Genomic DNA, 21,947 nt, shown 5'->3' with positions numbered 1-21,947 from the left:
ATCGGGGCGGTCGGCGGCCGCGGCCGTTCACCCATTCCGCAGGCCGGACGGCGCCCCGGCCGCCGTTTCAAAGGGTGGACAGGTCCGCCGCCTGGCCATCGCGCGAAGTGGGACATATCGCTCGGTGGAATTCCGCCGGAACAGCCGAGCGGGCGCGCCGCACGGCCCGTAAGCTCCCGTCATGCAGGTGATCCAGTCAACGAAACTCGCCAATGTCTGCTACGAGATCCGCGGACCCGTCCTCGAAGAGGCGATGCGGCTCGAAGCGGCAGGTCATCGCATCCTCAAGCTGAACACCGGCAACCCCGCGGCCTTCGGCTTCGAGTGCCCGCCGGAGATCCTCGAGGACATGCTCCGCAACCTGGGCAACGCCCACGGCTACGGTGACGCGAAGGGCCTGCTGTCGGCGCGGCGCGCGGTCATGCAGCACTACCAGACCAAGGGCATCCACCTGGACGTCGAGGACATCTACCTCGGCAACGGCGTCTCCGAGCTGATCCAGATGTCGATGCAGGCGCTGCTGGACGACGGCGACGAGGTGCTGGTCCCCGCCCCGGACTACCCGCTGTGGACGGCCTCCGTCTCGCTGGCCGGCGGCACGGCCGTGCACTACCGCTGCGACGAGCAGGCCGACTGGATGCCGGACCTCGCGGACATCGAGCGCAAGGTCACCGACCGCACCCGCGCGATCGTGATCATCAACCCGAACAACCCGACCGGCGCCGTCTACGACGACGAGATGCTGCGGGGCCTGACGGACATCGCGCGCCGGCACAACCTGGTCGTGTGCTCCGACGAGATCTACGACCGGATCCTCTACGACGGCACCACGCACACGAACACCGCCGCGATCGCCCCGGACCTGCTGACGCTGACCTTCAACGGGCTGTCGAAGAACTACCGCGTGGCCGGGTTCCGGGCGGGCTGGATGGCGGTCTGCGGGCCCAAGAAGCACGCCTCGTCGTATATCGAGGGCCTGACGATCCTCGCGAACATGCGGCTGTGCGCCAACATGCCCTCGCAGCACGCCGTCGCCACCGCGCTGGGCGGGCGGCAGTCGATCGTGGACCTGGTCCTGCCGGGCGGGCGGCTGCTGGAGCAGCGCGACACGGCGTACGACCTGCTGACGCAGATCCCGGGCATCACGTGCGTGAAGCCCAAGGGCGCCCTGTACCTCTTCCCGAAGCTCGACCCGTCCGTCTACAAGGTCAAGGACGACCGGCAGATGGTCCTGGACCTGCTGCGGGCCGAGAAGATCATGGTCGTGCACGGTACGGGCTTCAACTGGCCCGAGCCCGACCACTTCCGCATCGTGACCCTGCCCAACGCCACGGACCTCGCGGACGCCGTGACCCGGATCGGGCGCTTCCTGGACGGCTACGGGCAGCCGTAGGGGCGGGCGGGGCCCGGCGGACGGCGCTCCGGCCCCGCTCTACCAGGATTCAACTCAACCTTAGACCGGTTCCAATGTAGGATGGCCTCCTGACCCAGCAGGAGGCCTCCTCATGTACGAGCCGATCCGCACCAAGTCGGTCGTCCACCGAGTGGACGGCAACCGCACCGACGCCGCCACCTACCCGCAGAGCAGCCGGGGCGAAGCCCTCGACATCCAGCTCGCGGGGCACCTCTCCGCACTGCTCGCCGTCACCGACGAACTCGGCCTCGACGACGACGGCGCCGTACGCATCGCCGCCCAGGTAACCCGCCTGCGCGGCTCCCAGCCCGTCCGCGTCGCCTACCCGGCGCTCGCCGACGGTGCCGACACGCGCACGCTGCACCGCCGCGCCCGCGACCTCGCCGCCCGCGCCCTGCTCGTCGCCGCCTCGCGCGCCGACACCGCCGCAGCGATCCTCGCGGCGCAGCGCATGGACGCCCACACCGCCGCCCTCGCCTCCACGGAACGGGCCGGCGCCCACTGACGGCCCCGGTCCGGGACCGCGCAGGCTCCGGACCGGGCGCCCTGTCCTTTCAGGGACGGGATCCAAACCATTCCCGTGCAATCGAAGTGACTCGTGCGCCTGCGCCACCCCGGCCGGGCCGAGCAACAGCGCGGTGAGCTCCGAAGACCAACCGCGCCGTTGTTCCGGTCATATGGCACGCGGCTTGGCGTCCCGCCGGGAGAGCGCCAGGACACTCAGGGCGAACATCAGGACGCCCAGGGGGACGTGGACCGCGGGCACGTGGGCGATGCCCAGCACGACCTGGGCCGAGGCGAGGACGAGGAAGCCGGACGCGTACAGGACCGGACGCGGCGAGCCGCCGCCCGGGCGCCACGCCAGGACCGCGGCGAGGACGTACAGCATCGACGCCCCGTACATCACGCGCGCCCCGACGCCGTGGAGCAGCTCGCCGTGGGACGAGGTCAGCAGGAGTCCGGCGGTGACCGCCTGGAAGAAGATCGCCAGGGTCTGCAGGGCTGTCGCGACCTGGACGAACGTGGGGCGGCGGCGTTCCGTGGCCATGATGTGGTCCCCCTCTTCTGCCGTACGGCAGTTGATCGGTACTGTCTCGACAGTCCGACGACGCAGGCCCGTGAAATGTGAGACCGCCATGAGCACACCGGCCGAGCAGGTCGTCTTCGGCGAACGGCGCCGGCTGCTCAACATCGCCTACCGGCTGCTCGGTTCGCTGGCCGAGGCCGAGGACGCCGTACAGGAGGCCTACACCCGCTGGTACGCGATGTCGCCCCGGCAGCGGGAGGCCGTCGAGTCGCCCGGCGCCTGGCTGACGACGGTGGCCGGCCGGATCTGCCTGGACGTGCTCGGCTCGGCGCGGGTCAGGCGCGAGCGTTACGTCGGCGCATGGGTGCCCGAGCCGCTGCCCGACCCCGCGGAGTGGGCCGGCACGGCCGATCCCGCCGACCGCGTCACCCTGGACGAGTCGGTGGACATGGCCTTCCTCGTCGTCCTGGAGTCGATGACCCCGGCGGAGCGCGTGGCGTTCGTCCTGCACGACGTCTTCCGGTACCCCTTCGACGAGATCTCCCGGATCGTCGGCCGGACACCGGCGGCCTGCCGGCAGCTGGCCTCCTCGGCCCGTCGGCGCACCCGCCGCGCGCAGAGGCCGCCCGCGGTCGAACAGGCGGCTCTGCTGCGGGACTTCAAGGAGGCGTGGCAGGCCAAGGACATCAAGGCGCTCGTCGGCCTCCTCGACCCCGACGCCACGATGACCGCCGACGGCGGCGGGCTGGTCGGCGCGGCCCTGCGCCCCGTCGAGGGCGGCGACCGCATCGCCCAGTACCTGGTCCACCTCGCCGACAGGGCCCCCGGGCTGACGCTCCTGGAGCGGACGGTCAACGGCCGGCCGGGCCTGGTCGCCCAGCACGCCGGCGTGACCATGACCGTCGCGGCGTTCGGCCTCACGGACGGCCGCATCGCCCGTATCTGGGCGGTCCGCAATCCGGAGAAGCTCCGCCCGTGGAGGACGGCCTGATGAACGGATCGCCGCTGATCAGGCACCTCTCGTGGGGGGAGATGGAGGCCGAAGGGCTCGCCCCCGCGAAGGACTTCGTGCTGTATCCGGGGGGCGGGCACCCCTGGGACTGGAACAGGCACGGCACCCGCCACGACCCGGGCATCCGGCCCGGGGACGTACGGGAACTCCTCGACCACGGCTGCACGGTCGTCGTCCTCAGCCAGGGCATGGACCGCCGCCTGAAGACGACGCCGGAGGCCCTGCGGCTCCTGCACGAAGCGGACGTCACCGTGCACGTCGTGGACACCGAGGCCGCTGTCGACCTCTACAACCGGCTGGCACGGGCCGCCGAACCCGTCGGGGGCCTGTTCCACTCGACCTGCTGACCGGGGCGCGCACACGAGTTCACGCCCCCTCAGCCCGCACCCTCCACCCCCTCGACCCCGCACCACACCCCGGCCCCCGCCGCCCACACCGGGCCGACGGCCTCCGTGCGGGCCGGCGGGGCGTCAGGGCTCAGGCCCGGCAGCCGGACCAGCACCCGGGCCTCGCGGGCGTCCGGAGCCGACGGCCGCCGGTCGCGGAACCCGACCGTGGCCACGTACGAACCCTCGCCGCGCGCCTCCAGCACCGCCACCGCCCGCCGGCTCGGCCGGTCGATCCGGCACCCGGTGACCCGCACCTGCGGCGGCACCGCCGCCGGGCCGGAGGAGGGGCCGCCGCCGGCCCACACGTACAGCCCCAGAGGGGCGAACACCAACAGGCACGACAGGCCGACCATCCCCACCACCCAGCCCTGCCATTTCCCTGCCATGCCCCGATCCTGCCGCCGCCCGCCCCCTCCCACCAGCACCGCCGAACCCGCACGGCATTTCGAAGCGGAAAAGCCTGACGGCGGACCTCCAGGACAGGGAGGTCCGCCGTCAGCAGACGCACACGGCCCATGGGACGGACGGCGGCCGGGACAGTGGCCGGTCGTCGGTCAGGCGTGTGCTGCGGTGGAAAGCCCTGGTCGGGGATTCCCACAGCGGCGGGAGCACCTTGGTCGGGGACTCCCACGTTCGTGTGCCCTGTCGTGCCAGGGCGGGCCGGTCGCCGGGCGGGCGGCCGGCCGGTCAGGCGGTCAGCCCAGGCGCTCGACGAGCGCGTGGTACTGGTCCCACAGCTCCTTGGGGGTGTGGTCGCCGTAGGTGTTCAGGTGCTCGGGGACCAGGGCGGCCTCCTCGCGCCAGACCTCCTTGTCGACGGTGAGGAGGAAGTCGAGGTCCTCGTCGGCGATGTCGAGGCCGTCGAGGTCCAGGGCGGCCTTGGTCGGCAGGACGCCGATGGGGGTCTCGACGCCCTCGGCGGTGCCGTCGAGGCGGCCGACGATCCACTTCAGGACGCGGCTGTTCTCGCCGAAGCCGGGCCACACGAACTTGCCCGCGTCGTTCTTGCGGAACCAGTTCACGTAGTAGATCTTCGGGAGCTTGGCCTGGTCCTTGTCGGCCGCGACCTTGACCCAGTGGGCCATGTAGTCGCCCATGTTGTAGCCGCAGAAGGGCAGCATCGCGAAGGGGTCGCGGCGCAGTTCGCCGACCTTGCCCTCGGCGGCGGCGGTCTTCTCGGAGGCGATGTTCGAGCCGATGAAGACGCCGTGGTTCCAGTCGAAGGACTCGGTGACCAGCGGCACGGCGGAGGCGCGGCGGCCGCCGAAGAGGATCGCGGAGACGGGGACGCCCTTGGGGTCCTCCCACTCGGGGGCGATCGTCGGGCACTGCGCGGCCGGGACGGCGAAGCGGGCGTTCGGGTGGGCCGCCGGGGTCCCGGACTCCGGGGTCCAGGCGTTGCCCTTCCAGTCGATCAGCTCGGCCGGGGGCTCCTCGGTCATGCCCTCCCACCACACGTCGCCGCCGTCGGGGGTGAGCGCGACGTTGGTGAAGACGGTGTTGGCGTACATCGTCTTCATGGCGTTGGCGTTGGTGTGCTCGCCGGTGCCGGGGGCGACGCCGAAGAAGCCGGCCTCGGGGTTGATCGCGTAGAGGCGGCCGTCCTCGCCGAAGCGCATCCAGGCGATGTCGTCGCCGATGGTCTCGACCGTCCAGCCGGGGATGGTCGGTTCGAGCATCGCCAGGTTGGTCTTGCCGCAGGCGCTCGGGAACGCGGCGGCGACGTACTTGGCCTCGCCCTCGCCCTGCGGCGGGGTGAGCTTGAGGATCAGCATGTGCTCGGCGAGCCAGCCCTCGTCGCGCGCCATGACGGAGGCGATGCGCAGCGCGTAGCACTTCTTGCCGAGCAGGGCGTTGCCGCCGTAGCCGGAGCCGAAGGACCAGATCTCGCGGGTCTCGGGGAAGTGCGAGATGTACTTGGTGGTGTTGCACGGCCACGGCACGTCGTCCTGGCCCTCGGCGAGCGGAGCGCCGAGGGTGTGGACGGCCTTGACGAAGAAGCCGTCGGTGCCGAGCTCGTCGAGGACGGCCTTGCCCATGCGGGTCATGGTGCGCATGGCGACCGCGACGTAGGCGGAGTCGGTGATCTCGACGCCGATCGCGGAGAGGTCGGAACCGAGGGGGCCCATGCAGAAGGGGACGACGTACATCGTCCGGCCCTTCATGGAGCCGCGGAAGATGCCCTGCTCGCCCGCGAAGATCTCCTTCATCTCGGAAGGAGCCTTCCAGTGGTTGGTCGGGCCGGCGTCCTCCTCCTTCTCGGAGCAGATGAAGGTGCGGTCCTCGACGCGCGCGACGTCGGAGGGGTCGGAGGCGGCGTAGTAGGAGTTCGGGCGCTTGGTCTCGTCGAGCTTCTTGAACGTGCCCTTCGCGACGAGCTCCTCGCACAGGCGCTCGTACTCGGCCTCGGAGCCGTCGCACCAGACGATGCGGTCCGGCTGGGTCAGGGCTGCGATCTCCTCCACCCAGGAGACGAGCTCCCGGTGGGTCGTCGGGACGGAAGTGGGAGCCGCGTTGTCGCGCGCCACGATTGCTCCTTGTTGAGGGGTTTGTTTGGTGTATGCCCCGTGGGGGCTGCGACCCGGACGCTTCGCGCTCCGCTCATCCGGTGCCGACCGCACTCATCTGATCATCCGGTGGATGTGCGCATATGTCCAGGGGGCCTCTCACGTGAGCATCGCCACGTCCGTCAATCTTCCGTAAAGAGGGCCCGCGGAAAGCTACGGGCCCGTAGGTAGCATGTGGACCATGACTTCAGACGCCGCCGCCGCCCCGGCCGCCGAGGCCTCCCCTGTCGTCCAGGCCCTGGAAGCGGCCGAGACCGCCCTGGAGGAGAAGCCGCTCATGCGCGGCTGGCTGCACCTCGGGATGTTCCCCGCCGTGGTGGTCGCCGGTCTGGTGCTGATGGCCTTCACCGACTCGACGCGGGCCCGGGTGGCCTGCGGCGTGTACGTCCTCACCGCCTGCCTGCTCTTCGGCGTCAGCGCGGTCTACCACCGCGGTACGTGGGGCCCGCGCGGCGAAGCCGTCCTGCGCCGGCTCGACCACGCCAACATCTTCCTGATCATCGCGGGCACCTACACCCCGCTGACCGTCCTGCTGCTGCCCGGCTCCACCGGCAGGACGCTGCTGTGGGCGGTGTGGATCGCGGCCGCGGCCGGCATCGCCTTCCGGGTCTTCTGGGTCGGCGCCCCGCGCTGGCTCTACACCCCCTGCTACATCGCGATGGGATGGGCGGCCGTCTTCTTCCTCCCCGACTTCATGCGCACCGGCGGCGTCGCCGTCCTGGTGCTGGTGATCGTCGGCGGTCTGCTCTACAGCGCGGGAGGGGTCATCTACGGGATGAAGCGCCCCAACCCCTCCCCCCGCTTCTTCGGCTTCCACGAGGTCTTCCACTCCCTGACGCTCGCGGCCTTCGTGGCCCACTACGTCGGCATCTCGCTGGCCGCGTACCGGCACGCGTAACCGGTACGGCGTCGCCCGGCGCCGTGACGCGTCGGCCGCGTGGGGCGGCGCCGGCCGTGACGTCTCGTCAGCGGTGGCCGTGCGGGCCGGCCGCGCGGCCGCCGGACGTGATCCGCCCGATCCGGTCGCCGGTCAGCTCCGTGAACCACAGGTGGCCGTCGGGGCCGGCGGTGATGTGGAAGGGCGTGCGGTCCGCGCCGGACTCGGGCAGCGGGTACTCGGTGACCTCGCCGTGCCGGGTGATCCGCCCGATCCGGTTGACGTTGGACTCGGCGAACCACAGGTTCCCGTCCGGGCCCGCCGTGATGCCGACCGGGCCGCTGTCGGCGCGGGGCAGCGCGAACATCGTGACCTTGCCGTGCCGGGTGATCCGCCCGATCGCGTTGGCGGTCGGGTCGGTGAACCAGAGGTTCCCGTCAGGGCCGGCGGTGATGTTGAAGGGGGCGCCCTCCGCCGCCGGCAGCGCGTACCCGGTGACCTTGCCCGACGGGGTGATCTTCCCGATCCGGTTGGTGGCGGGCTCGGTGAACCACAGGTTCCCGTCCGGGCCGTTGGCGATCCGGTACGGGGCCCCCTCGCCGGCGGGCAGCGGGAACTCGGTGAGCCTGCCGCGCGGGGTGATCCGCCCGATGCGGCCGGTACCGTTCTCGGCGAACCACACGTTGCCGTCGGGCCCCGCGGTGATGCCGACCGGATAGCTGTCGGGCTGCGGCAGCGGGAACTCGGTGACCTTGCCGGTCGTGGTGATCCGCCCGATGCGGTTGCCGCCGGGCTCGCTGAACCACAGCCGGCGGTCGGGCCCCGCGGTGATGTCGTCCGGGAAGCCGCCGGGGCGGGGCAGCGCGAACTCCTCGATCCGGCCGTGCGGGGTGATCCGTCCGATCCTGTCGGTGGCGTTCTCGGTGAACCACACGTTCCCGTCGGGGCCCGCGGTGATGCCGACCGGACCGCTGCCGGCCGTGGGCGTGGCGTACTCCCTGATGCTCCCGACGTCGTCGGCGGCCTGCGCCTGCCCGGCGAGGACCGGCGGACCGAGCAGGGCGCAGGCCAGGAGCACGGCGAGACACCTGCGGCGCACGGCCGGCGCGGCAATCGGGGCGGACGGGGCGAGCGGGGCGGACGGAGCGGGCGGAGCGGTCTCGGGCATGGGCGCGGAACCTTTCGACCAGAACGGGACAGGCCGGAAAACTCAGCGCTCAGCGTAGGAGCCCGGCCCGCCGGGGAGCCGGGACGCCGGGCCGTCAAACGGGTGCAATTCCCTTGCCCCGCACCCCGGCTCGACCGGGCCGCCGTCAACGCCGCCTGCGTCGACCGGTGACGCACGCCGCCGGGCCCCCCGCCGTGCGGGCGGCGGGGGGTCCGGCGGGCCTGCGGCTCAGCAGGTGAAGCCGTCGCCGTCCGCGTCAAGGCGCAGCGGGTCGCTGCCGTTGACCTTCATCCGCTGCGGGAACCGGTGGGCGGCCAGCCATGCGCAGCGGGCCTGCGTCGTCTTCTTCACCTCCGCCGGGAAGGCGCCCGGTACGCACACGCCCGCCGTCCCGTAGTGCCGGTCGCAGCCGGCCACCGTGGGAGCGACCGGGGCCGCCTCCCGCTGCGCCGGGTTGGGCTTGGGCGCCGCGAGCCGGTCGGCGAAGGCGTGCTCGTGCGGGGCGGGCCGGGGCTGCTGCGCGGCAGCCGCCAGGGCGGGTGCTCCGCCCAGGTGGACCCAGGTCGCCACCGACGGGACGCCGTTCGCGTCGACGCCGAAGAGCATGTACCAGCCGGGCGGCGCCAGGTTGGGGTTGCTGGTGACGTTGAGGTCGATGGTGGTGCCGTCGACCACCGTCATCGGCAGGTCCACGAACCGCTGGTTGGGGTCGGAGGAGTGGGTGACCGCCGCGGGGCGGATCAGTTCCGCCTTGGCGATGGGCCGGTTCACGGTGATCCGCTGCGTGTCCCCGTACACCCACTCGGTGTCGATCACCGAGGTGAGCTGCGGGCGCGGCCCCTTGAACAGGTAGGGCGGGGTGTAGACCGACACCGCGTGGTTGTAGGTGCCGTTGCCGGGGTTGTCCCCGACGGACATGACCCTGCCGTCGGGCAGCAGGAACGCCCCCGAGTGGTACGTGCGCGGGATCGGGTCGGTGGCCAGGCCCGCCTGGTAGGTGTTGCTCGCCGGGTCGAAGAACGAGGCCTCGAAGACCGGGTCGGCCCGGTCGTGCAGGCCTCCGCCGGTCTCCAGCACCTTCCCGTCGGGCAGCAGCACTGCGGAGACGTACATCTTGCCCTCGGCGCCGGTCTGCGGGCGCTTGCCGGCGCCGGTGTCGACCAGGCCCTGGGGCAGGTCGGGACCGGCGGTGTAGGCGGGGCTCGGCTTCTTCAGGTCGATGACGTCGGTGAGCCGGTTGGCCGCCGGGTTGCTCTCGTTGTTGCCGCCGCCGACCGTCAGCACCCGCTGGTCCTGCGCCGGGGGCAGCAGGACGCTCGCCGACTCGTCCCGCTCGTCCTTCCTGCGCAGTCCGGGCACGTCGGTGATGGTGTTCGCGTCGTAGTCGTAGACCGAGGCGCCCGAGCCGGCGGTGCCGTTGCCGAAGGTGTGGCTGCCGGAGTAGAAGAGCCGGCCGTCCTGCATGAGGATCATGGACGGGTACAGGCCCCAGTACGACCAGGTCTGGTTGACCTCGTTCATCGGCAGCCACCTGCCCTGCGCCGCCGAGAACTTCTCCGCGGTGACGTTGCCCGTGGAGTCCTCCTTCAGCCCGCCGAAGGAGATCACGTCACCGTTGCCGAGGATCGTGGCGGACGGGTACCAGTGGCCGCCGTTCATGTCGTTGGTCTTCGTGTACTTCTCGGTGGCCGGGTCGAAGACGTACGAGTCCTTCAGGCCCTGGTAGCCGATCGTGCCGTCGGCGGACGGGTAGCCCTTGTTCCCGCTCATGACCAGCACCCGGCCGTCCGCCAGCTGCACGTGCCCGGAACAGAACATGTCCACGGGCGTCGGGATCGTCTTGACGCTGCCGGCCACCGGGTCGTAGACGGCGGAGGTGAAGGTCCCCGCGTTGAACTGGGCGATGTCGTTGCCGGAGCCCGCGATCAGCAGCACCTTGCCGTTCTTCAGGACGACGGCGTGCATCGAGCGCACCGGGTTCTGGGCCGCCATCACCTCCCACTTGCCCTTGGCGCACTGCTCGGCCGTGCCCGTGCAGGACGGCTGGGGCGGAGCCGCGCCCACCTCCTCCACCGCGTAGTCGTCGGTGGTGAGGGTGCCCACGCCGTAGACCGACAGCCCCCACGCGATCTTGTCGGTGTTCGGGGGGACGGCCGGCGTACGGACCTCCGTGCGCGCCCACGCGGCGCTGACCGGCGGGTTCTGCAGGTCGGTCCAGTACTGCCAGCCGGCGGTGGTGTCGTGGCGGAACACGGTCACCGACACGTCGGGGGTGTTCGACTTGTACCAGGCGGACAGGTCGTACTGCTTCCCCGGGACGACGGTCGGCGCGCAGGCGGCGTTCTCCGTGACCAGGGCCTTGCGGTCGCCGCTGACGCGGCGGGTGAGGGAGACCTTCATGGCCTTGGTGCCGCCGTGCGCGTCGGCGACGGTGGCGAAGGTGAAGTCGTTGTCGCCCCAGCCCGACCTGGACCAGCAGGAGGGCATGTCGGAGCCGGCCGCGCCGGCCGTCTCGAAGCCGGGGTTGGTGAGCAGGTTGGGCGGTCCGGCCGCGGCCTGCTGGGGTGTGGTCAGGAGGAGGGAGGCGGTCATCGCGCCGACGGCGGCCAGGGCGGCCCGGCGCCCCGCCCTCCGTCGGATCTTCCTTCGCATACACGGGTCCTTTCGGTGCGGCTCGGCTCCTGGTGGTGGCGCTCAACTCCCGGTGGTGCGCGCCGCGCGCGGCCCGCGCGGCAGGTAGACGAGCGCTTCGGTGGCGGCGAAGCGCAGCACGAAGGTGGTGACCAGCGCGAGCGCGGTCGCGGGCAGCACGCCGAGGCCGAAGCGGCCCACGAACAGCGCGATCAGCGGGATGCGCAGCAGCAGGTCGGCGTTGGCGAGGAGCGCGAAGCGGCCGACGCGGTCCGCCCAGTGGCGGTGGCGGCGCCGGTCGCGGAAGAGCAGGGTCTCGATGAGCAGGAAGTTCCAGACCACCCCGGCCTGGTTGGCGAGCACCTCGGCGGCCAGGTACTGCATCCCGGCGTGGGTGAGCAGCCACAGCGCCAGCAGGTTGGGGGCGAAGCCGGAGAGCCCGATGAGCCCGAAGCCGATCATGCGGGCGAGCGGGCTCGCGGAGCGCAGGGCCGCCAGGTGCGTCAGGAACCGCACCCCCTCGCGGGCGGTGGACTTCGACTCCCCGGCGAAGCGGTCCTGGAAGACGAAGGGGACCTCGGCGCGCCGCTCGGGACGGCAGCGGACGACGAGCTCCAGCAGGACCTTGTAGCCGAGCGGGCGGAGCGCCGCACCGGTGACGGCCGTACGCCGCACCGCGAAGAAGCCGCTCATCGGGTCGCTGACGCCGCGCAGGGCGCGCGGGAAGAGCCCCTTGGCCAACCAGGTCGCGCCGCGCGAGACGGCGACGCGGTAGCCGCCGGCGAGCCCGGCCCGGCTGCCGCCCGGCAGGTAGCGGGAGGCGACGACGAGGTCGGCCCCGGTGCGCTCGCCCTCGCCGACGAGTTCGGGGACCAGGTGGGGCGGGTGCTGGAGGTCGGCGTCCATGACGACGATCCAGTCGGAGCCGGCCCGTGCGATCCCCTCGACGACGGCCCCGCCGAGGCCCCCGGCCGGGCTCCTGCGGTGCAGGACGGACACCGGGAAGGGGCAGTCCGCGGCCGCCTTCTCGATGACGGCGGGGGTGTCGTCGGTGGAGTCGTCGACGAACAGGACCTCGCGGGGCGGCCGGTCCGGCACCGCGGCCCGCAGCCGGGCGAGCAACTCGCCCACGTTGGCGGACTCGTTGAAGGTCGGGATGACCAGGGTGACCGTCCCGGCGGCGGCCGCTGACGGAGCGTCGACCTCCGGATCATCCAGGGCGTGCGGGGGCCACAGGTCCTCGCTCATGGTGGTTCAGCTCCCACTCTCGCGGTCGGTGCGGCGGATCTCGATGCGGTCCTCGCCCGTACCGAAGACGGCGACCGCGGTCGAATGCTCCAGAGCAGCCTTCACGGTGGGCAGGTCCGCCGCGTCGCGACGCACGGTGGGCGAGGAGACCACGTAGTCGATGTCGCGCCAGCCCCGCGGGAGGGTCCGGGTGACGGCCGGGTCGAGGTCCGCCTTGTAGAACCAGATGGCGCCGTCCCCGGGTGCGAAACCGTGGTGGACGGCGTCCAGCCAGAGCGCGTCGTCGACGAGGACGCGGGTGCCCGCCGGGTCGGCCACCTCCCGGCCGAGCCAGGCCGCCGCCTGCCGGTACGGGGCGTTGGCGTCGGCCGTCAGGGCCGTGCGGTCGCCCTCGTACCAGCGCGGCAGCACGTACGCGGCGGCCGCCGCGGCGAGTACGCCGACCAGCGCCCGGCGCGCGTACACCAGCCCCCGGCGCTCCCCCGGCGCGCGTCGGCGGCGCAGTACCGCGTGCGTGACGCTCGCCGCGGCGGCGGCGAGGACCAGGGCGAGGAAGGGCAGCGCCTGGATCACGTACATCGCCGGCAGGTAGCCGGAGGGGCGCATCGCGACCACGGCCAGCAGCACGGCCGCCAGGGCCGGCCCCGCCAGCGCGCGGGCGGTCACCGACCAGCGGTGGGTGACCAGCAGCAGGACGGCGCCGGCCAGCCCGCCGAGCGGCAGGACCGTGTCGTAGTACAGCCAGGACCGGAACACCCCGTGCGAGCCGGAACCGGGGTCGAGGATGAAGCCGGAACCGGGCCGGCTCATCTGGTACGTGATGCCGTCGATCAGGGACACGTGCCCGGCGCCGGGCAGCAGCTCGTCGTTGAGCAGGGCGAACAGCGGGTACGAGAGCCCTATCAGCGCACAGGCGGTGACCGCCCCGGTCACGGCGAACTTGCGGGTGTCACGGTGGCTGTGGCGCCACATCGTCACCAGCAGCGCCGGCAGCACCACCAGCATCGTCTCTTTGGTCAGGACGGCGGTGGCGGCCGCCAGCCCCGCGCCGAAGTGGTGCCACAGGTGCCGGCTGGGCGACGCGGCGAGGCAGAAGGCCAGCAGCATCCACATCACGGCGAGGTTGTCGAGGAAGATCTCCCGCTGGAGCACCACGGACAGCGGCGACAGCCCGAAGAGCCCCATCGCCAGCCCCGCCGCCCACCGCGGCAGCCACAACCGGCGCGCCAGGACGTACAGCAGCACCGCACTCGCGGCGGAGACGGCCAGCATCGAGAAGCGCATCGGCGCGACCGTCATCCAGTCGGGCACGAACAGGGACGGCAGGTACGTCAGCCCGGCGATCTGTATCCAGCCCAGCGGCGGGTGGTCGTACCAGTACGTGTAGTGCGCCAGCCCGTCGCCCTGCTGGACGGCCCACGCCTGGGCGAGGTAGGTGCCCTCGTCGTCGCTCAGGGTCGGGAAGTGCGTGATGTTCCAGCCCTGTACGAGGACCACCGCCAGCAGGACCGCACCGCAGAGCAGCAGGTCCGGACGGGAGGAGCGGAAGCGCACCACCGGACGGTCCGGCGCGGCCGGACGCACCCCGGGGCCGCCGCCCCGGCCGCCGCCCCGGCCGCCGGGCAGGGGCCGGACGGGCAGGCGGGCGGTGGCCGGTGCCGGTGCGCAGGCGGCGGCGGTGGCGGCGGCGTCCGTACCGGCCGGCTGGGGATCAGTGGCCGTGGGCAGGGTGGCGGTCACCGGTGGCTGTCCTCTCGGGTCGGGGTGGCGGAGGTCAGGTGGGCACCGGTGTGGCTGGTCAGCTCCCACTCGTTGCGGCCGCGCTGCTCGCGCCAGACCGCACGGATCGCGGCGCCCGCCAGCATCACCTGGTAGAAGGGGCCGCCCACGATGAGCTTGAGGTAGTGCACGAAGCGCACGCGCAGGCCGTACTGGCGGCCGAAGTCGTGCAGTCCGACGATCTCGAAGACGAAGGTCACCATCGCCGTGATCATGGGCAGGAAGGTGATGATCGCGACGCCGACCGGCACGTCGAGGAAGAGGGCCACGGCGAAGTTCACCGGGATGATCACCCCGGAGGCGGCCTGCATGAAGGGCGTCATCAGGGTGTACCGGGCCAGCCAGCGCTGGCCCCGGCCGGGCAGTTGCCGCCAGTCCTTCTTCCGGTAGACCTGGAGGAAGCCCTGGTTCCAGCGGGTGCGCTGCTTGAGCAGGCTCATCAGCGAACCGGGGGTCTCCTCCCGCGTGACCATGTCGGAGTCGTACGCGACGACCACCTTCTTGCCGACCGAGGACAGCCGCACCCCGAGGTCGCAGTCCTCGGCCAGGCAGTCCTGGTCCCAGCCGCCGGCCTCCCGCAGCACCCCGGTGCGCACGAAGACCGTGTTGCCGCCCAGCGGGATGAAGCCCTTCTCCGCGTGCAGGTGCAGGCGCGAGCGGAACCAGAAGAAGTACTCCAGGCAGTTGCGCAGGCTGTACCAGCTGGAGTGGAAGTTGATGAGCTGCACCCCGCCCTGCACCACGTCCGCCCCGGTGGCGCGGAAGGCGTGGTCGACGTGGGTGAGCAGCTCGGGGTGGACCTGGTCCTCGGCGTCGAAGACCCCCACGATGTCGCCCCGGCAGTGCGGCAGGGCGGTGTTGAGGGCCTTCGGCTTGTTCTTGGTCGCGTTGTGGTCGACCACGACGCGTACGCGCTCGGGCGCGCGGGCGGCGGCCCGCCCGGCCACCGCCGCGGTCTCCGGGTCGTCGTGGCCGACGATGACGATGATCTCGTAGTCGGTGTGGCTCGATTCGAGCAGCCGGTCGATGGTGTGTTCCAGCACCGCCTGCTCGTGGCGGGCCGGCAGCAGCAGCGAGAAGGCCAGCCGGCCGCCGCCGTCGGGCCGGTCGAAGCGCGTCGAGGCGAGCGTCTCGGGCGTCCGCCACGCGTGCATCTGCCACCACAGCGTGAAGGCGGCCATCCAGAAGAGCGCCACAGAAACAGCGGAAACCAGCACGGACGTGAACAAACTGCCCCCCACAGACATGCCGCAACCCCAGGCGGCGATCACAACCCCCCGGAGACGGCACGGCCCCCCGGCCCGCCGGCTCCGCTTCCCCCACGCGCGCACCCCCCGGTGCGCGGTCTCGGCGACTCCCCAGGACACGAGACTAGGCAGCGAAGACGAAACCCAGGAGCCGCCCGGATAAAAACCACGTTTCCCACGCACCGGACGGCAACCGGAATTGACGGCACTCCCGCAGAATCAGGGGCGAACCACACCCAACTGCTCGGCCAGCTCGACCAGTTCGGTCGTAGGCCGCGCGCAGACGAAATGTCGACACACATACGCCGTCGGAAGGTCGCGCACGAGTGTGCGCTCGGCCAGAAGGGGGAACTCGCCGCCGCTGCCGTCCGCCGCACGCGGCAGACCGGCCGCCACCACCGCCCCCGGAGCCGTCCCCAGCAACGCCGTCCGGTGCAGCGCGGCCGTCGCCGGATCCTCCGGATGCCCGACCACCGCCACCTCGCGCGGCCCGTCCACCAGCGCCTCCGCGACCGCCAGCCCGTGCCCGATGAAGCGCGGGGCGCGCGGTCCCAGGGCGTGCACCACGCCGAGCGCCCGCTCCGCCGCCGTCCGGTGCGCCTGCGAGCCGGTGTGCGCGGCGTACGAGAGCAGCGCACCGGCCGCCGCCGTCCAGCCCGAGGGGGCCGCCGTGTCGGTGGGGTCCTGCGGCCGGCGGATCAGCTGCTCCGCGTCGTGCGCGGTGTCGTACAGGGACCCGTCCTCGGCGGTGAACCGGGCCATGACCAGGTCGACCAGGAACCCGGCGAACTCCAGCCACACCCCCTCACCGGTCACCGAGGCCAGCGTCAGGAAGCCCTCGGCCACGTCCCCGTAGTCCTCCAGCACCCCCGCGTTGGCCCCGGCCCGCCCGTCCCTGCTGGTACGCGCCAGCCGGGCCCTGCCGTCCATGTGGACCCGCACCAGCAGGTCGGCGGCCTCGATCGCCCGCTCCACCAGGTCAGGCCGCTCGAAGAAGGCCCCGCACTCGGCCAGCGCCGCGATCGCCAGCCCGTTCCAGGCGGCCACGACCTTGTCGTCGCGCCCCGGCGCGGGCCGCCGGCCCCGGGCGGCCAGCAGCCGCTCCCTGAGGGACGCGATCCGCGCGGCCTCCACGACGGGCCCGTCCTGCGGCAGTTGCAGCACGGACTTCCCGTGCTCGAAGGTCCCCTCCTCGGTCACCCCGAAGTACGCGGCGGCCAGCTCGCCGTCCTCCTCGCCCAGCACCTCGGCCAACTGCGCGGGCGTCCAGGCGTAGTACGCGCCCTCCACGTGCCGGCCGCTGTCCGGATCCTCGCTGTCGGCGTCGAGCGCGGACGCGAAACCGCCCTGCTCGGTGCGCAGTTCGCGGACCATGAAGTCGGCGGTCTCCAGCGCGACGCGGCGCGCGAGGTCCGAACCGGTCGCCCGCCACAGGTGCGCGTACACCCGGCACAGCAGCGCGTTGTCGTACAGCATCTTCTCGAAGTGCGGCACGACCCACTCCCGGTCGACGGAGTACCGGGCGAACCCGCCGCCGAGCTGGTCGTAGATCCCGCCGCGGGCCATCGCCTCACAGGTGTCGGCGGCCATCTGCAGGGCCCCCTCGGACCCGGTGCGGGCGTGGTGGCGCAGCAGGAACTCCAGCACCATGGACGGCGGGAACTTCGGCGCCCCGCCGAACCCGCCGCGCGCGGCGTCGTAGTCCCGCGTCAGCCCGAGCAGCGCCTGCCCCAGCTCCTCCGGCCCCGGCAGCCCGGCCTTCCCGTAGTCCAGCTGCCGCCCGGCCAGGTCCTGCACGATCCGCTGCGCGACCTCCCCGACCTCCTCGCGCCGCCCGACCCAGGCACCCCGCACGCCTTCGAGCACCTGCATGAAGGAGGGCATCCCGTGCCGGGGCTCGGGCGGGAAGTAGGTCCCGAAGTAGAAGGGCTCGGCGTTGGGCGTGAGGAACACGGTCATGGGCCACCCGCCCTGCCCGGTCGCCGCCTGCACGGCCTCCATGTAGACGGCGTCGACGTCGGGGCGCTCCTCGCGGTCGACCTTGACATTGACGAAGTGCTCGTTCATGTAGGCGGCCGCGAGCTCGTCCTCGAAGGACTCGCTCGCCATGACATGGCACCAGTGACACGCAGAGTAACCGACCGACAGCAGAACGGGCACATCGCGCCGTTTCGCTTCCTCGAACGCCTCGGATCCCCACGGCCACCAATCGACCGGATTGTCAGCGTGCTGAAGCAGATACGGCGAGGTCACACCAGCCAACCGGTTCATACGACCCAGCCTCTCACAACGCCCGGCACGACCGGCGAAGCCCGGTGGGGCGGCTCGCTCCGGGTCGCGATGCCGCTACCGGCCGCCCCGCCCCGGCTCATGGTGCCTGAGCAGCGGGGCCAGGTCGCGGGTCCAGGCGTCGTGGACGGTGGTCCAGTCGGGGGTGCAGCCCCGGGTGCGGTCGGCTAGGTCGGGGTGGCGTTCGGGGGCGGCGCCGAACAGCAGGCAGAGGTGGGCGGCCGCTCGGTCGGCGGGCGGGGCGTGCTCGTCGTGCCCCTGGCCGGCGCCCGACAGCCGGTACTCCTCGGCGGCGGTCCGCAGGGCGCGCTCACCCTGCGGGCCCTCGCGGATCAGCATGAACGCCGCGAAGCGGTCGGCGGCGTCCTCCTCCGCCCGGTCCGAGGCGACCGGCAGGCCGAGGGCGTCGATGAGGGCGTGGCCGGCTTCGTGGTACACCGTCTCGGTCGTGACGGCGGCGACGGCCTCCTCGTCCCCCAGGAGTTCCCGCTCCTCCTCCAGGTCGTCGTAGCAGAGCTCGATGCGGTGGGCCGCCGGGTCGTAGCCGGTGCCCTCGCCCGCGCAGGAGCGGGCGACGACGGTGACCGGGGCCGGGACGTCCAGGTAGGCGTTGAGTGCGGCGAGGGCCCGTTCGGCGGGCTTGCGGGTGCGCAGCAGGGCGGCGTCGTCCTCGTCGGCCGCGGCGGGGGTCTCGTACCGGAGGAGGAACCCGTGGGCGGGTGACGCCTGTTGGCACCCCGCCGAGGCCGCGAGGAGGGCTGCGCAGAGGGCCAGGGCCGTCCGCCGTGAGGTCATGCACCCAGCCTAGGCGTACATATATGCGCGCGGATGGCCGTCCAGGGCTCAACTCCCTCTGAACTAGCTCAGATTCCTCGCGCGGGCGGCTGTCCCGCAGGACACTTGGCGCACGTTTCCGCCACTCTCCGAGGAGGATGCCGATGCGGGACAGCCATCGTGTCGAGGCCGAACGGGTGCTGGTCCGGGCCGTCGGGGAGGAGGTGCGGCGGGCGGGGGCGGGGGATCCCGGGGTGTTGCTGGCGCGCGGGCGGGACGCGCTCGACGGGCTGGCGGGGGCCGCCGCCGAGGAGTACGCCGCGTACGTGGCGGCCCTGGACGAGGCGGCCGCCGGGGAGCAGTCCTTCGGGGAGGCGTTCCGGCGGGGGAACACCGGGACGGCCCTGCTGGCGGCCGGGGTCGCCGCGGCCGCCGCCGTCGGGGCGGACCTGGCCTTCGGGGTGGACGGGGGGACGGCCCTGAGCGCGGGGATCGTCGCCGGCGTGGCGGGGGCGGCTGCGACGGTGGCGCGGGTGACCGCGCTGCACCTGCCGGCGGCGAACCGCCGGGCCGGGGCCGCGGGCCGCCCGGGCGGGCCGGAGCAGCTGCGGTTGCAGTGGCTGACGGCGCTGGAGGTGCGCGGGATCCGGCCGTTCCTGGAGCAGGAGCGGGCGGTGGCGGCGGCGTCGGCGGTGCGGGTGCCCGTGCCGGCGCGGGCCCGGGAGAAGCGGGGGGCCGTCAACGGCAACGGGGCGGCGGCGCCGCTGCTGCGCGGGGGTGACCGCAGCGCGGAGGCGCGTCGGCGCAGCATGCTGGAGCAGTCGTTCGGGCAGCTCCCGGACGCGGACGCGCTGTTCACGGGGCGGCGTGCCGAGCTGACGCGGATCGCGCAGTGGGTGCAGGCGGCGCGGGCCAGTACGGAGACCTGGCCGGTGGTGGTGGTGCTGCACGGTGAGCCGGGAGTGGGCCGTACGGCGCTGGCCCTGCGGGCGGCGCACGCGCTGCGGGACCAGTTCCGCGGGGCGTGCGTGGTGGACCTGCGGGGCGGGTCCGCGGCCGCGGGGGAGGCGCCGCTGTCGACGCGGGAGGCGTTGCTGCACCTGCTGAACCGGCTGGGTGCGCCGCGCGAGCAGCTGCTGTTCCGTGAGGGGGCCTCTGCGGAGTCGCAGGTGCGCCGGCTCACGGAGCTGTACCACCAGCACTTGCAGGGGTTCCCGGTGACGGTGGTGCTGGACGACCCGGTGGATCCGGAGCAGGTGCGGGCGCTCGTGCCGGAGCACTCGGAGAGCCTGGTGCTGGTCACGGCGAGGGAGCCGCTGGAGCTGCCCGAGGACCTGGGGGCGTGGGTGCACCGGCTGCCGGTGGCGCGGCTGGCGGAGGCGGAGGCGGCCGAGGTGCTGCGGGCGGGGGCGCGGGCGGCGGGTGAGGCGGCGCCGGAGGGGGCGGCGCTGTCGGGGCTGCTGGAGCTGGCGGCGGGGCTGCCGCTGGCGCTGCGGGTGCTGGCTCCGCTGGGGGCGGCGCGGGCCTCGGACGGCGGTGGGGGCGGCGGCCTGGGGCACGCGCTGGAGCTGGCCTACGTACGGCTGCCGGAGGAGCGGCGCCGGCTGCTGCGCCGGCTGACGCTGGCGGGGCGGGCGTCGCTGGGTGCGGCCGCGGCGGCGGCGCTGGCGGGGGCGGACCGGGTGGAGGCCGGGCGGCTGCTGGACGAGCTGGCGCGGGCGGGGCTGCTGGACCTGGTGCGCGGGGAGCGGTACCGGATGCACGACGCGGTGCGCGCGTACGCGGCGGCGCGGCTGGCGGCGGACGAGGACCGGTCGGAGGCGGCGGCTGCGCACGAGCGGCTGGTGCGGGACTACGCGCGGCTCGCGGACTCGGTGATCCGGATGGTCGACGGGAAGATGTCGACGCGGGCGAACCCGGTTTCGAAATCGAACGCGGTCGGCGGCCACGGTTTTCCCTCGCTGGACGCGGCGCTGCGCTGGCTGGACGAGGAGTCGAGCTTCATCACGGCGGCGCTGCGGCATTCGGAGGGGGTGGACCAGCAGGCGGTGCTGGATCTGCTGGGCGCGCTGTGCGATTTCTGCCTGCTGCGCGGGGACCTGTACCGGCTGGGGGAGATCAACGAGCTGGCGCGGGCGGTGGACCAGGGGCGGCTGCACCGTTCGGTGCAGTGGCGTACGGGTATCGCAGCGCGGCAGCTGGGGGACCTGGACAAGTCCCGTACGACGCTGACGTCGCTGGTGGACCAGTACCGGGAGGCGCGGCAGGAGGCGGGCGCGGGGATGGCGCTGGTGTCGCTGGGGATCACGCTGCACCACCAGGGGAACCTGCCGGAGGCGGCGGCGCGGATCCGGGAGGCGCTGGTGCTCCAGGAGGCGGAGGAGCTGGCGGGGGACCGGGCGTGGGCGTTGCACGCGCTGGCGGCGGTGGAGCGGGACCGGGCGCGGCTGGGCGAGGCGCTCGGGCTGCTGGAGCGGTCGCTGGAGCTGCACCGGGAGAGCGAGAGCGTGCACGGGGAGGCGTGGGCGCACTTCCAGCTGGGGCAGGTGTTCCTGCGGACGGGTGAGGTGGGGCGGGCGGAGGAGGAGCTGCGGCTGGCGCTGGACCTGTACGGGCGGACGCGCGACGACCGGGGCGAGGCGTGGGCGCTGACGATGCTGGGGCGGGCGCGGGTGGAGGACGGGGATCCTGAGGGGGCGCTGGAGCGGTTGCGGGAGGCGTTGGCGCGGCACCGGCTGGCGGAGGACGCGCGGGGTGAGGCGTGGACGCTGTACTACCTCGGGCAGGCGCTGGAGGAGGGCGGTGAGCGGGACCGGGCGGTGCGGGAGCTGGAGCGGGCGCGGACGATGTTCTCGCGGATGCGGGACGTGTACGGGCTGGCGCACGCGCGGTTCCAGTCGGGGCGGGTGACGCGGGACCAGCGGGCGGCGCAGACGGGGAACCTGCGCAATTCGGGTTTCGCGCGGCAGTTGCTGGTGGACGCGCGGGCGGGTTTCCGGCGGATCGGGCTGGCCCACGGGGAGGCGTGGACGTGTGTGGAGCTGGCGGTGATCGACGCGGGTAACGGGCGGGTGGCCCAGGCGGTGGGGCTGTGCGAGGACGCGGTGCGGCTGTTCGTCTCGTACGGGGACCGGCGCGGGGAGGACTGGGCGCGGTTCCTGCGCTGCACGATGCTGGCGTACGCGGGTACGGGCGGATCGGCGGTGGAGGAGGCGCGGGCGGAGCTGGCCCGGCTGGTGGCGGCGCCGCATCCGCTGCGGGACGGCCGGCTGGAGGACTGCCTGGAGACGTACGGGGTGGTGCTGGCGCGCGGGGTGGATGCGGCGGAGGGCTGGCAGGCGTGGCGCCTGGGCCTGATTCCGGACCTGCGGGCACGGGAGGTCATGGGGGTGCCGACGGCGTAGGGCGTCGTCGCGGGTGCGACGGCGTAGGGCACGTCGCGGGTGCGACGGCATAGGGCGTCGTCGTGGCCGCGGGTACGCCGCGGCGCCGTCCCGCCCGGTGACGGGGCGGGACGGGGCTCGC

Annotated in this window: 16 protein-coding genes; 6 read left to right on the top strand and 10 right to left on the bottom strand. The window is 73.1% G+C overall.

Features of this window, described 5'->3' with window-relative positions:
• The first annotated feature begins 181 nt into the window (after window positions 1-181).
• The gene (locus AB0D45_RS05305; protein WP_361601936.1) at window positions 182-1,393 is read left to right on the top strand and encodes a pyridoxal phosphate-dependent aminotransferase; all 1,212 of its coding nucleotides are present in this window, start codon (window positions 182-184) and stop codon (window positions 1,391-1,393) included.
• Between the two features lie 112 nt (window positions 1,394-1,505).
• Window positions 1,506-1,919 (top strand): hypothetical protein, encoded by a 414-nt coding sequence (locus AB0D45_RS05300; protein ID WP_361601933.1) that lies wholly within the window; start codon window positions 1,506-1,508, stop codon window positions 1,917-1,919.
• Between the two features lie 168 nt (window positions 1,920-2,087).
• Here the strand turns inward: AB0D45_RS05300 and AB0D45_RS05295 are convergent, their stop codons facing one another.
• Complete coding sequence (locus AB0D45_RS05295) at window positions 2,088-2,462, bottom strand: hypothetical protein (protein ID WP_361601931.1); 375 nt, start codon at window positions 2,460-2,462, stop codon at window positions 2,088-2,090.
• An 88-nt stretch (window positions 2,463-2,550) separates the two neighbouring features.
• Here AB0D45_RS05295 and sigJ point away from each other — a divergent pair, with 88 nt between their 5' ends.
• Both sigJ and AB0D45_RS05285 read left to right on the top strand, forming a co-directional pair.
• Window positions 2,551-3,432, top strand: coding sequence for an RNA polymerase sigma factor SigJ (gene sigJ / locus AB0D45_RS05290; RefSeq protein ID WP_362455362.1), 882 nt, complete (start codon window positions 2,551-2,553; stop codon window positions 3,430-3,432).
• Entirely contained in the window at window positions 3,432-3,800 is a 369-nt protein-coding gene (locus AB0D45_RS05285) for an MTH938/NDUFAF3 family protein (RefSeq protein WP_362455361.1), read from the top strand. Before sigJ ends, AB0D45_RS05285 begins: the two co-directional genes overlap by 1 nt.
• A gap of 29 nt (window positions 3,801-3,829) precedes the next feature.
• Here AB0D45_RS05285 and AB0D45_RS05280 read toward each other — a convergent pair whose 3' ends face one another.
• Window positions 3,830-4,228 carry a hypothetical protein gene (locus AB0D45_RS05280; RefSeq protein ID WP_362455360.1) on the bottom strand — a complete coding sequence of 133 codons (399 nt, stop codon included), beginning with the start codon at window positions 4,226-4,228 and terminating at the stop codon, window positions 3,830-3,832.
• A gap of 309 nt (window positions 4,229-4,537) precedes the next feature.
• Window positions 4,538-6,370, bottom strand: coding sequence for a phosphoenolpyruvate carboxykinase (GTP) (locus AB0D45_RS05275; RefSeq protein ID WP_361601919.1), 1,833 nt, complete (start codon window positions 6,368-6,370; stop codon window positions 4,538-4,540).
• Between the two features lie 316 nt (window positions 6,371-6,686).
• On the opposite strand from AB0D45_RS05275, the gene AB0D45_RS05270 reads away from it, so the two are divergent.
• Entirely contained in the window at window positions 6,687-7,307 is a 621-nt protein-coding gene (locus AB0D45_RS05270; RefSeq protein WP_361601960.1) for a hemolysin III family protein, read from the top strand.
• A gap of 67 nt (window positions 7,308-7,374) precedes the next feature.
• Here AB0D45_RS05270 and AB0D45_RS05265 read toward each other — a convergent pair whose 3' ends face one another.
• The 7 genes from AB0D45_RS05265 to AB0D45_RS05235 form a co-directional block, all read right to left on the bottom strand.
• Window positions 7,375-8,454, bottom strand: a complete 1,080-nt coding sequence (locus tag AB0D45_RS05265) for a hypothetical protein (protein WP_362455359.1) — start codon at window positions 8,452-8,454, stop codon at window positions 7,375-7,377.
• 228 nt (window positions 8,455-8,682) lie between these two features.
• The gene (locus AB0D45_RS05260) at window positions 8,683-11,106 is read right to left on the bottom strand and encodes a galactose oxidase-like domain-containing protein (RefSeq protein ID WP_362455358.1); all 2,424 of its coding nucleotides are present in this window, start codon (window positions 11,104-11,106) and stop codon (window positions 8,683-8,685) included.
• A gap of 42 nt (window positions 11,107-11,148) precedes the next feature.
• Window positions 11,149-12,333 carry a glycosyltransferase family 2 protein gene (locus AB0D45_RS05255; RefSeq protein WP_362455357.1) on the bottom strand — a complete coding sequence of 395 codons (1,185 nt, stop codon included), beginning with the start codon at window positions 12,331-12,333 and terminating at the stop codon, window positions 11,149-11,151.
• A gap of 6 nt (window positions 12,334-12,339) precedes the next feature.
• A complete protein-coding gene (locus AB0D45_RS05250) occupies window positions 12,340-13,890 on the bottom strand; it encodes a phospholipid carrier-dependent glycosyltransferase (protein ID WP_362455444.1) in 1,551 nt (516 codons plus the stop codon).
• A gap of 179 nt (window positions 13,891-14,069) precedes the next feature.
• Window positions 14,070-15,341 carry a glycosyltransferase gene (locus tag AB0D45_RS05245; RefSeq protein WP_362455356.1) on the bottom strand — a complete coding sequence of 424 codons (1,272 nt, stop codon included), beginning with the start codon at window positions 15,339-15,341 and terminating at the stop codon, window positions 14,070-14,072.
• Between the two features lie 237 nt (window positions 15,342-15,578).
• The gene (locus AB0D45_RS05240; protein WP_362455355.1) at window positions 15,579-17,630 is read right to left on the bottom strand and encodes a thioredoxin domain-containing protein; all 2,052 of its coding nucleotides are present in this window, start codon (window positions 17,628-17,630) and stop codon (window positions 15,579-15,581) included.
• Window positions 17,631-17,705: 75 nt separating this feature from the next.
• Window positions 17,706-18,443 (bottom strand): DUF4344 domain-containing metallopeptidase, encoded by a 738-nt coding sequence (locus AB0D45_RS05235; protein WP_362455354.1) that lies wholly within the window; start codon window positions 18,441-18,443, stop codon window positions 17,706-17,708.
• Window positions 18,444-18,586: 143 nt separating this feature from the next.
• On the opposite strand from AB0D45_RS05235, the gene AB0D45_RS05230 reads away from it, so the two are divergent.
• Window positions 18,587-21,826, top strand: a complete 3,240-nt coding sequence (locus AB0D45_RS05230) for a tetratricopeptide repeat protein (protein WP_362455353.1) — start codon at window positions 18,587-18,589, stop codon at window positions 21,824-21,826.
• The last annotated feature ends 121 nt before the right edge of the window (window positions 21,827-21,947 follow it).

The sequence above is a fragment of the Streptomyces sp. NPDC048352 genome, from assembly GCF_040651895.1.
Classification (GTDB): domain Bacteria; phylum Actinomycetota; class Actinomycetes; order Streptomycetales; family Streptomycetaceae; genus Streptomyces.
The sequence above is the reverse complement of the archived record's forward strand: the minus strand, read 5'-3'. Positions and strand labels throughout refer to the sequence as shown.

Bases quoted from the DNA above. Each gene is read 5' to 3' on its own strand.
- AB0D45_RS05305 (WP_361601936.1), top strand. From the start codon at position 182: ATGCAGGTGATCCAGTCAACGAAACTCGCCAATGTCTGCTACGAGATC.
- AB0D45_RS05300 (WP_361601933.1), top strand. From the start codon at position 1,506: ATGTACGAGCCGATCCGCACCAAGTCGGTCGTCCACCGAGTGGACGGC.
- AB0D45_RS05295 (WP_361601931.1), bottom strand. From the start codon at position 2,462: ATGGCCACGGAACGCCGCCGCCCCACGTTCGTCCAGGTCGCGACAGCC.
- sigJ (WP_362455362.1), top strand. From the start codon at position 2,551: ATGAGCACACCGGCCGAGCAGGTCGTCTTCGGCGAACGGCGCCGGCTG.
- AB0D45_RS05285 (WP_362455361.1), top strand. From the start codon at position 3,432: ATGAACGGATCGCCGCTGATCAGGCACCTCTCGTGGGGGGAGATGGAG.
- AB0D45_RS05280 (WP_362455360.1), bottom strand. From the start codon at position 4,228: ATGGCAGGGAAATGGCAGGGCTGGGTGGTGGGGATGGTCGGCCTGTCG.
- AB0D45_RS05270 (WP_361601960.1), top strand. From the start codon at position 6,687: ATGCGCGGCTGGCTGCACCTCGGGATGTTCCCCGCCGTGGTGGTCGCC.
- AB0D45_RS05265 (WP_362455359.1), bottom strand. From the start codon at position 8,454: ATGCCCGAGACCGCTCCGCCCGCTCCGTCCGCCCCGCTCGCCCCGTCC.
- AB0D45_RS05260 (WP_362455358.1), bottom strand. From the start codon at position 11,106: ATGCGAAGGAAGATCCGACGGAGGGCGGGGCGCCGGGCCGCCCTGGCC.
- AB0D45_RS05255 (WP_362455357.1), bottom strand. From the start codon at position 12,333: ATGAGCGAGGACCTGTGGCCCCCGCACGCCCTGGATGATCCGGAGGTC.
- AB0D45_RS05240 (WP_362455355.1), bottom strand. From the start codon at position 17,630: ATGAACCGGTTGGCTGGTGTGACCTCGCCGTATCTGCTTCAGCACGCT.
- AB0D45_RS05235 (WP_362455354.1), bottom strand. From the start codon at position 18,443: ATGACCTCACGGCGGACGGCCCTGGCCCTCTGCGCAGCCCTCCTCGCG.
- AB0D45_RS05230 (WP_362455353.1), top strand. From the start codon at position 18,587: ATGCGGGACAGCCATCGTGTCGAGGCCGAACGGGTGCTGGTCCGGGCC.